This window comes from Arthrobacter sp. ISL-85, assembly GCF_018613675.1.
GTDB lineage: Bacteria > Actinomycetota > Actinomycetes > Actinomycetales > Micrococcaceae > Arthrobacter.
Window position 1 is genome coordinate 1 of record NZ_JAGGPQ010000037.1, and the last position, 6,188, is coordinate 6,188.

General features: G+C 64.1%; 5 protein-coding genes and 1 pseudogene. 2 read left to right on the top strand and 4 right to left on the bottom strand.

Annotation, left to right across the window (positions count from 1 at the left end; translation table 11 throughout):
- Nucleotides 1-999: pseudogene (locus J7I84_RS21300) on the bottom strand (IS3 family transposase); the annotation flags it as partial.
- Between the two features lie 1,019 nt (nt 1,000-2,018).
- On the opposite strand from J7I84_RS21300, the gene J7I84_RS21305 reads away from it, so the two are divergent.
- Complete coding sequence (locus J7I84_RS21305) at nt 2,019-2,246, top strand: DUF2188 domain-containing protein (protein WP_214946512.1); 228 nt, start codon at nt 2,019-2,021, stop codon at nt 2,244-2,246.
- Between the two features lie 357 nt (nt 2,247-2,603).
- Here the strand turns inward: J7I84_RS21305 and J7I84_RS21310 are convergent, their stop codons facing one another.
- Nucleotides 2,604-3,950: a ParB/RepB/Spo0J family partition protein gene (locus J7I84_RS21310; protein WP_214946513.1), complete on the bottom strand. Its 1,347-nt coding sequence runs from the start codon at nt 3,948-3,950 to the stop codon at nt 2,604-2,606.
- 443 nt (nt 3,951-4,393) lie between these two features.
- On the opposite strand from J7I84_RS21310, the gene J7I84_RS21315 reads away from it, so the two are divergent.
- Nucleotides 4,394-4,639: a hypothetical protein gene (locus J7I84_RS21315; RefSeq protein WP_214946514.1), complete on the top strand. Its 246-nt coding sequence runs from the start codon at nt 4,394-4,396 to the stop codon at nt 4,637-4,639.
- 87 nt (nt 4,640-4,726) lie between these two features.
- Here the strand turns inward: J7I84_RS21315 and J7I84_RS21320 are convergent, their stop codons facing one another.
- The gene (locus J7I84_RS21320; RefSeq protein WP_214946515.1) at nt 4,727-4,879 is read right to left on the bottom strand and encodes a hypothetical protein; all 153 of its coding nucleotides are present in this window, start codon (nt 4,877-4,879) and stop codon (nt 4,727-4,729) included.
- A 200-nt stretch (nt 4,880-5,079) separates the two neighbouring features.
- Nucleotides 5,080-6,090, bottom strand: a complete 1,011-nt coding sequence (locus J7I84_RS21325) for a DUF4192 domain-containing protein (RefSeq protein ID WP_214946516.1) — start codon at nt 6,088-6,090, stop codon at nt 5,080-5,082.
- Nucleotides 6,091-6,188: the final 98 nt, after the last annotated feature.

Consider the following 6,188-nt stretch of genomic DNA (forward strand, 5'->3'; position numbering starts at 1 on the left):
GCTGACGGTCCAGGACGTTTTTCTGCAGCAGCGAGAAGAACGATTCCATTGCGGCGTTGTCCGCGCACGCACCGACCCTGCCCATCGAGCCGGTGAGCCCGTGGTGCCGGAGGGATTCGACGAACCGGCGTGACCGGAATTGTGAACCGCGATCTGAGTGCACCACGGTCCCTGCCGGGCGGCGTGCCCGCACGGCGTTCTCCAGTGCGGCGACGGCCAGCGAGGACTTCATCCGCGCGTCCATCGAGTACCCGACGATCCTTCCGGAATAGACGTCCTTCACCGCGCAGAGGTAGAGCTTTCCCTCGGCAGTGGGGTGCTCGGTGATGTCGGTCAGCCACAGCTCGTTCGCCGCTGCGGCGGTGAAGTCACGCTCCACGAGATCGTCGTGGACCGGCGGCCCAGGTCTATGGTTCAGGCCCCGTTTCTTGGAGAACACCGACCAGATGCCGTGGTCCCTGCACAGGCGCTGGACCCTGTTCTCGCCCGCCACGATGCCCTTCTCCGGGAGCTCGTCGGCGATGAACCGGTACCCGAAGGCCGGGTCGTCGGTGTGGATGTCCAGGGCGGCGTTGACGAGGTGCGCATCGATCCAGTCCCGGTCCGTCACCGGGCTGGCCCTCCACCGGTAATAGCCTTGCTTGCTGAATCCCAACACCCTGCAGGTCACCGCCACGGGAACACCGTCGGCGGCAAGATCCGTGACCAGCGGGTAAGTCATTTTGGGTTGATGTCCCTCGCCAGATAGGCAGCCGCCCGGCGCAGAATCTCATTCTCCTGCTCCAACAACCGGTTCCGCTTCTTCAGCTCACGCATCTCGGCCGACTCCGTCACCGCAGGGCCGGCCCCGGATTCCTTACGTTCGGCGATGGCAATCCAGCGCTTCAACGTCGTGGCCGAGAGCCCGAAGTCCTTCGCGATCTGCGCCAGCGGCGCCTCGCCCTTGCGGGCCACATCAATAACATCCTGGCGGAACTCCGCCCCATAAGCCGTGGGCATGGTCAACATCCTTCCACGAGCACAAGCTCGCTAGGTCAAGGAGTCAACAAAACCGGGGGCAGTCCCCTGCAGCCCTGGCTAAACTTCTACAACAACCACCGGCCACACGGGAGCCTCGGAGGCAAGCCACCCATCAGCAGGTGCAACCAACCTACTGGCTGAGTACACCTAGAGGCGCTGGGATCTGGCATGTCCGCGGCGTTCCAGGGGTAGAGCTTCAGCATGAGTAATTTCGTTCCAGCGGTGGTGAGGTTACCAGGGACGACGACTCGTTGAGCCATGCCCGGGCCGACGCTGGCTGCCTGCACCAGTGGTGCGGGCGCAGGCGCTCCCGGTAAGGAGCCGATGAACCGGTCCGAAGGGTGGATGACACCCCACGCCGAGGTGACGCTTGTGAACGGCCTTCAGGAGGTATGGTCAGACATGCTCATCACCATCGCGAATTGAACTGCCTCTTGTCAGGGATCCTTCGGGGGCGGCGTGAATCGACTTAGCGAAGTGTGAACACGAGTAGGGAGCAAACGGGCATTTGTGCACAGGAGTAGCGGGCAGCCCCTGATCACAACCCGACTTCACAAAACCCGGAATTCAGCGGGAAGTTGTGCAGTCAGCTTCGGAAAACGACAGGTGGCGCCGCCGGCGACTGTGGTCATCCCGGCAGGTTCGCCAGGATCTCAGGCCCCGTGCGCCTGAGAAGTCCCAAGCCCGGAGAGCGGTGGTACGTGCCCAGCTGGAGCGGCAATGCTCAATGGGTGTCGTCCCTGCTGCAGGAACATCAACCACAACGGAACCGCGCCCGGCGCCGCATGGCGTGGACCATGGGGAAGGTGCCCAGGCCGGCTTCCGGCGGTTCTTGATTTGAAAAGTAAGCATGCTTGCTATTAGGTTGGTGTCAGCTTCTCCGCCTGGCCCCCATCAGGCTGAGGGTGTCAGGAAGGCCCCGCCACTCCCCCCGGTGTTGCGGGGTTTTCCGTTATCCGCATTTGCGCAGCAGATCCAAACGGCAGAGGGAGTGTGCAGTGGCTCAGGGTGATATTGAGACGTACTACGGAGACGGCCAGTGGAAGAACAAGCGCGAGGGAACTGACCGCGCCTTGGGTGCCGGCTACGGCACCAAGGATGAAGCAGTCTCTGCAGCCCGGACCGCTGCCCAGGCGGACAAGGTAGAGCACGTCATCAAGAACCAGGACGGCCAGATCAGCTCCAAGAACAGCTACGGCAACGATCCCCGGAACGTCCCGGGCTGATTGCTGCCCCTCCCTGGCCTCGGTGGCCTGGAGACACAAGAAGGGCCGGCTCAAAAGAGCCGGCCCTTCTGCGTTCTCCTCGGCAAAGGAAATCTACGGATTCAGCCTAGCTGAATGTTGTGGGTGGTGCCTGCAGCTGCCCGGTGGACGTCGTTGTCCCTGGGCGCGCGGCACCGCGGCGGCGCGGGGAATGGGCGCGTTCATCGGCGGTCCGCCGCTGGTGATTGGCTGCTGTGGTTCGCCCTGGGCGGCGGACCGCCCGACTTCTGGAAGGTTCCCGGCCTTCCTGTGGTGATTGGGCTTGGGGCCTGTGCCGGGCGGGGTTCGGGATCCGCCACCCGGCACAGGAGCCGTGCTCTATCCGCCCGTCTCTGTCTTGTCGCCGCTGTCGATGATGATCTGCTCAGTCTCGCTTGCCGTGTATCCCCAGAGGACCAGCTGGTTCAGGTAGTCCCGGTGGGTCTGGGACGGTGAGCGCCACGAGTCTTTTTGGATGGTCTTCTCATACCCTGCGCAGACCAGCGCAATCAGTCCGAACTCCGGGCGTCCCGTTGTTTTGGCGACGTGGTCCCGCAGCGGGTTCCACGCCCACTGGTTGGATTCTTCGACCTTGGCTCCGACCATTTCAGCTGCCACTTTGCCCTCGTAGCCGCTGGCGGTTTCGGGATGGTGGGTGATCGCGTGGAGGGTGAAGTACTGCCAGCCCTTGGGGGCCTGCTTCTTTGCCAGCAGGTTTTTGACCCATTCGCGGCGGACGGTCGTAGCAGACTGCATCAGCTTGTTGTTCTCGATCAGGGTCTTCCGCTCGGCCTTCTGCTCGTCGGTCATCGGGCCTTTCGGGGCCGAGGACGTGCCGTAACCGCTGTAGTAGCGGAGCGTGAAGCCCAGCTCTTTCCAGCCGGTCACGACGGCGACGGCCGAGCGCTCGCCGCGGTAGTCGCTCTCGATGTAGACGGCGTTGCCGTCCTCGTCGGTGGCCGGTTCCCCGTCTGCCCTTTTCAGAGACGAGACGCGGAGGGTTTCGCTGTCCTCCCCGTACCCGCATTCGGGAACAACGATGGTTCCCGCTGCTTCCAGCTCTGCGATGAGTGCGGCCAACGCGGCGGCGCGGTCGCGCTTGTCGCGCAGCTGCTGGGTGACATGCAGGAGCATGTCCGGTTCATCCATGATGACCGATTCAAGCTCGGCCGTCGCTTCCTCGTCCGCCTCAAACTCAGCCAGAATCAGGGCTGCTTCGATGGTGTATCCCTTGCCCAGGGCGGCGGCTCCGGTCTCGGTGGACTTGGCTTTGAGGGCGGACTCGACGGTGGTCTTGGTCCGACCGGTCTTCTTGGCGATCGCGGCGGCCGAAACGCCGATCAGGGACAGCTGGTGGTAAGCCTCCGCTTCGTCCGCTTCGGTGAGCTCGGCGCGCTGGATGTTCTCCACTACCTGCGTGACAATGCGTTCCGCTTCCTCGGGGGACTCGATGATCATGACCGGGATCAGGGGCCGTGCGGCTTCGACGGCGGCGCGGGTGCGGCGCTGGCCCATCAGGACATGGACGGTGCCGTCGTCCTTGCGATGGGCGATCACGGGTTCCATCACGCCGTGTTCCTTGACGCTGGCTACGAAGTCAGCAGTCAGGGCGGCGTCCTTGCGGACGTTGATATCCACGGTCAGGGTTGCCGGGTCGAGCATTTCAAGCGTGGGTGTTGCATTCATTTGGTGTTGCTCCTTCTTGCCGAGAAGTTGGGTGGGTGGGGCGACCAATGGTGACCGGCCAGCTCCCCTCTCCCCCCGTTGTTTTTGGCTGCTGGCGAAGCTTGCGGAGCTGTGCCCGTGCAGGCCCGTCTACCCGCAGGGCAAGACCCGGAAAATCTTCGAAAGGAAATAAGCGAGGAACGAGCGCCGGAGAAGAATTTTCCGGGCGCAGGCCCCGGGAGGAACGACAGGGGCTAGAGGGGCCGGAACGGGTACGTACAATCCGAAGGACAGCAGCCAAAAACGTCGTAGACACACAGGGCCAGGGGGTCCGGAGCTCTGCGACGGCACGCCCTGGACCCAACAGCCGGCCGCGCCAGCGGACGCCCAACAACTGGTTGAAGCGCAGCGGAAACCAGGGCGAGCCCAGCGACCCTGCCCTTGTCCCTGAGTAGGGTTAGGACATGAGCGATCCAGCTCCCCGCCCTGGCCACAACGGTGAAGCCAGGCGCGCAAGCGCATGGACATCACCAAGGACCTGCCGGGTCCTGGCCGTGGTGTTCGCCCTTGCGGCGCTCGGATCGATAGTGCTGGTGGCCGTGGATCTGGTCGTCGGCCGGCCTGCTACCGGAGATCTCTTTATCGCCTTCCTTAACGGTCTTGCGGCCGTGGTCCTGTGGCGGCTTGGTTCTGAAGCGCGGCGGACATGACGAAGGGCCTGCACGGTGTCGTGCCGGCCCTCGTCGTTTTTCCTCGGCAAAAGGAAACTTATGGGGCAGCGTCAGTGCTGCTTGGGTTTAGAGCTCGTAGTGTCTGTGGTCTTTCCTGGGCCGGTCTACCGGGCCAGTGATTGGGCCTGCGGTGAGCAGGCTCAGTTCCAGGATGTCTTCAAGGGGGCTCGCGTCCGGGGCCACGGTATCGTCCTCGGTCATGCGGAATTGATCGGCCACGCTCGGGACTCCTTGGCTGTACGGGACGACGGTGTCCTTTCACAGTATCGGCAGTTCCTCCACGGGGGCTGGAAGTCGCGCCGCCCGCGCAGCGTCTGACGCGGCCGGCGGAGCGAAGCGGGGGAGGCCGCCGCGCACCTGGGGAAGATCCAAGAGGAGGGCCGGACCCCTTTTGTCGTGGAGTCCGACCCTCGTTGAAGCTAGCGCTTCAGTCGGCGGTCATAGGCCTTTTTCGGGTCCCGGGTGCAGTCTGCGATCAGTCCACGGTTGACCAGTTCGCCCAGTAGCTCGGCCAGCCGGAATCCGGCGACGTCATCCAGTGCGAGCTTGAAATACCGGGCGGCGAAGCTGGACCTCCCTTTGAGCCATTCCAGCCAGCCGATCAGGCACAGCATCGGTGCCCGCTGCCCTACCGGTGTGGCTTTCATCAGCTCGAACGCGACTTCCTGGGCCGTGTCCACCCGGGCCCAGTTCGGTCGGCTCAGGAAGACACCGAGCATCACGGAAGTGAACTGTTCCGGGGCGTGGGGGACGATGTCGCTCATCATGAAGTCCCGGATGGTGGGGTGCAACGCTCCCGCCAGCTGGTGCGCGGTCTGAGTGGTCAGGCTCTTGGGGTCATCGAGAACCTTGGCCCACGCTGCGCGGCTTGCTTCGAGGTCTTCAGGCCAGCCGTCCGGCTTGTGCGCCGCGATAGCCTCCCGGGCCGTCTCGTCACCGGTGAACGGTGCGGGCGCGGTGAATCCGGTGACGGCGCTCCCCCGGTAGATCAGGGCGGCGTTGCCGCTGCTGGTGGTGATGGTGTCCAACGACTGGGCGGGGCAGCAGCTGCTGTCGGTGCAGTGGTAGTTCCGCCACAGTTCGGAGGTCACCAGCCATGCGTCCTGCAGCGGCATCCCTGCGGTTTCCAGTTCGGCGCGCAGTGCCTGCACGTGTCCGGCGTAGGGGCTGCTGCCGTCGCGGGTGGTCTCGTCGGTGTAGATGACCAGCAGAGCGCCGGTGGCGGCCTCATCAGCGGTCAAATAGCTGACGATGGTCTGGGCGTAACCAACAGGATCCTGCCCGAACGGGGCATCCACTCGCAGGGTGGCGCCGAGCTGCTTACCTTGCATGGTCATGGCGACGAAGGACTCCGTGGGAGTCTCACCCAGCGTGTGCGGGACGAAGGCCAGAATGTCGGCGGGACCGGTGAATTTGATGAAGTCGTTCATGGTGTTGCTCCTTCTTGCCGAGAAGTTGGGTGGGTGGGGCGACCAATGGTGACCGGCCAGCTCCCCTCTCCCCCCGTTGTTTTTGGCTGCTGGCGACG